The sequence below is a fragment of the Pantoea sp. MHSD4 genome, from assembly GCF_021043305.1.
Lineage (GTDB): Bacteria > Pseudomonadota > Gammaproteobacteria > Enterobacterales > Enterobacteriaceae > Pantoea > Pantoea eucalypti.
In genome coordinates this window covers 1-3,491 of record NZ_JAJNDH010000022.1, presented here as the reverse complement: position 1 = coordinate 3,491, position 3,491 = coordinate 1, and the positions used below count along the sequence as shown (strand labels likewise).

The window sequence follows — 3,491 nt, the reverse complement described above, 5'->3', positions numbered from 1 at the left end:
CGGCTGATAAACCGGCTCTGCATTCTCTCCGGCTGCCTGCTCTATACGCAGCGTATTGCCCCAGGCACGATAGACGGCACGCCAGACCACACTGCCATCAGCACCAGTCAGCTCTCGTGGCAGACCAGACACGTCGTTATGATACCAGTTAACCTGCGCTTCATGCTCCGTCTCGCCCTGCTGCAGACTGATCTGCGCCAGCGGAGCAAAGCTGTCATCCTCGTAAATCCAGAGGTGCTGGCGCGAGCCTCTCACCTCACTCAGCAGGCGATTGCCTTCCCAGATGAAGCGCGTGATACCAAAAGCATCGCGTTTCCAGCTTCGACGTCCAAATGCATCATAGCCGTAAGTGGTTCGCTGCTCAGTCCCGTGGCGGGTGCTCACCGATTCGGTCAGCTGATGTTCAGCGTTCCAGATAAACTGCTGGTCTGTGTGGCGGCCGCTCTGTTTGCGCGTCACATTACCAAAGCCGTCATAGGTCCAGCGTTTATCTTCATAAACCCTGAGCCGGTTATCCTGTAATGGCTGCGTCTGAGTTTCACTCAGCAGATTGTGCGCCGGGTCAAAGGCGAAATGCTCATCACGCGCCCGCGTCATCCGTCCCAGCGCGTCATATTCGTAGCGATAATCGCCTGTGTATTTATCCGTCATCTGCGTCAGCTGGCCATCGCGACGCCAGACATACTCGCGTGCCACCGCTGACTGCGCGCCACGGCCCGCACGCTGGCTTATCAGCCGTCCCATTTCGTCGTGAAGATATTCACTTGTGATTGCACCCTGGGTACGGCGCACTTCACGGTGCATAACGTCACGTTCGCTTTCACTGATAATACGGTTACCCAAGTTGACCTGCACCCGATGCCCGCTGCCGTAGTAGAGCTGCTTCAGTTCCCGCCCATCCGGTAAGATGGTGTGCGTCCGGTTACCCAGCTCGTCATAGCTGTGGCGCAGTTCATAACGGTGACCCCGAACCAGCGTCCGCTCTGCGAGCAGTTGTCCGGCATCATCCCATTCGAGTTCAGAGCGTCCGCCGTGATTGACACCGGCTGTGAGGCGTCCCAGCGCATCGTAACGATAGCGGGTACGTTGCCATGTGGCATCTCCACCGCGCGACACCAGCTTTTCCAGCAATCGTCCGGCGGGATCCCGTTGATAGTGCGAGTGGATTACCTGACCGCTGCCATCGCCTTCTTCAATACGAATCAGCAGCCAGCCACTGTCATCATATTCATAACGCGTTTTGCAACCATCAAACCCGTGCTCCTCGACCTGGTTATCCCGGGCGTCGTAGCGGAATGTATATCGTGCACCGTTCTCATTAATCAGTGCGGTCAGGCGACGGGCCAGATCGTATTCATAGCCAATACTGTGGCCGAGTGCATCAGTGCGTGATAGCGGCAAGCCATCAGCAGCCAGCGTCCAGCGCGTAACCTGCCCCTGAGGATCCTGCCAGGCAATCAGACGCCTCCAGCGGTCAAACTCAAAGCTTTCCGTTCCACCATCGGCATGCACAATACGCTGGGGCAGGCCATTCCATCGGTTATAAAACAGCGTCTGGTTGCCTGCGGCATCCGTCTGCTGCTTCATCCAGCCATATTTGTCATAGTCAAATGTCGCTGTGCGCCCTGAGCAATCGGTATGACTGATCAGAAAGTTGGCCTGGTTCCAGCATAACGTTTGTACGCCCGCCGCAGCATCACGCACCCTGACCAGATTGCCACGGTCATCATGGTTGTATTCTGTAATGCGTCCTATCTCATCCGAAAAACGGATTAAGTTTCCTGCTGTGTCGTAGGTAAATTCCCGGGTGCCGCCCAGCATATTGGTCACACGAACCGGCGTGTTCCAGCGTTCGTGATAATCAAAACGTGTAGTCTGACCATCTGGCTCAATGATGGCCGTACAGTTGCCGCGTTCATCATAGCGGTAGCGTGTAAATCGGCCGCTCTGGTCGGTGACTTGTGTCATCTGACCGCGGGCATTACGTCTAATACGAATATGCCCTTCCATCGCATCCTGATAGCCAATCAGTTCCTTATTGTCGTCAAAGTCATAGCGTGTCACGCGTCCCAGTGCATCAGTGACCGTTGTAGTCTGGCTGCCATATTCAAAACGCCATTCCCCGCCGAGGCTGTCGCGATGTGCCAGTACCTTTCCTTCAGGGAAATATTTATCGTAATGATAAAAACACTCCATTTCGCCCGCACGACGATGCGCCACCATAATATGGTTACGGTAACGGAATTCACGCAGCACCTCGTTGAGCTCATTACGCACGGCAATCAGGTCACCCTGAGGTGAATAATCGTAGCGGCACAGAATTTCGGCATTCAGAGGATCAGACGGATAACAGACGCTGACGCTGGTGATACGGAAAAAAGCACTCCCCGTGTCCGATTCAAACTGAGAGAAGTTGATATTAAAACGACGCCCGGCACTGTCTTCAATCTGCACCGGCAGATGCAGGATGTTGTAACGAATAATAAGGCGGTTGCCGTGACGGTCGCTGATGGCGGATAGCAGCCAGCGGTCAGATTCAGCTTTATGTGTAAAGTGCCAGTGCTGGCTTTCATCCGCGGCCGAAATACAAAATTCCTCAGGCTGCGGCTGCGAGAGGTAGAGTTGCTCATAGCGATGAAGCTGAGGCTGGCGGCCCGCTTCCGGATAGGGGAACTCAATTTCGCGACCCTGTTCATCCATTAAGACCAGCAGACCCGCTTTCTTATGTACTTCCTGTGAAATGGGCAGTGACCAGCCCTGTCCCAGCCAGCCATTGCCGATTTCATCAGAAAAATAGTAGCGCTGCCAGTTAAGGGGAACTGATGCCGGGAAAGAGAAATCATTATCTTCAGGGCCGAACAGCAGTTTGATACCCAGTACAGGGTTAACCGGACTACCAATCGCCATATCCACCTGCGGCAGAGGCCTTGCCGGAATTTTGCACGGCTCAGTCTTTTTCTGCGCATGCCCTTTGTCACTGCCTCCCTTTTCGCTGCCCGCTTTTTTAGCGCTGATAACTTCATCAGCTTCTTTTTTAGCGGCTTTAGCTTCGGCTTTAGCAGCGGTCGTTTCAGCTTTGACGGCTGCTTTTTCAGCCAGTTCAGCCCCTTCTTTTGCAATGCCTTTGCCCACTTTCGCGGCTTCTACCGCTTTACCCGCTTTTGCTGCCAGCTTACCGGCTTTAAACGCCGCCCCGCCACCGGGTACAAAGTTAGCTGCCGCCGAAGCGGCTGAAAGTGCAGCGTTACCATAATCCCCTTCTGCGGTGTAAATCGCGGCGTTCGCGCCGTCAGCTACCGCGCCGACAACAGGAACTGCGCCTAACACGTCCAGACCGGTATGCACCCAGTCGCCATAACTGCTCCACCAGCTTTTCTTTTTCGGCGGGTTGGCACTGCCCGCCGCCACATGGCCTTGTGGCGCAGGCGCATATTGTAATTTACCAATCGTATTTCCGGTTGCCATTGGAGCTCCGTGCGAAACTGTACAGG

The 3,491-nt window shown here is 54.8% G+C and carries 1 protein-coding gene; it reads right to left on the bottom strand.

Annotated elements, in window-relative coordinates; translation table 11 throughout:
• A partial coding sequence (locus LQK91_RS21840; protein ID WP_105100188.1) for a DUF6531 domain-containing protein occupies nucleotides 1–3,465 on the bottom strand: 3,465 nt, incomplete at its 3' end.
• Nucleotides 3,466–3,491: the final 26 nt, after the last annotated feature.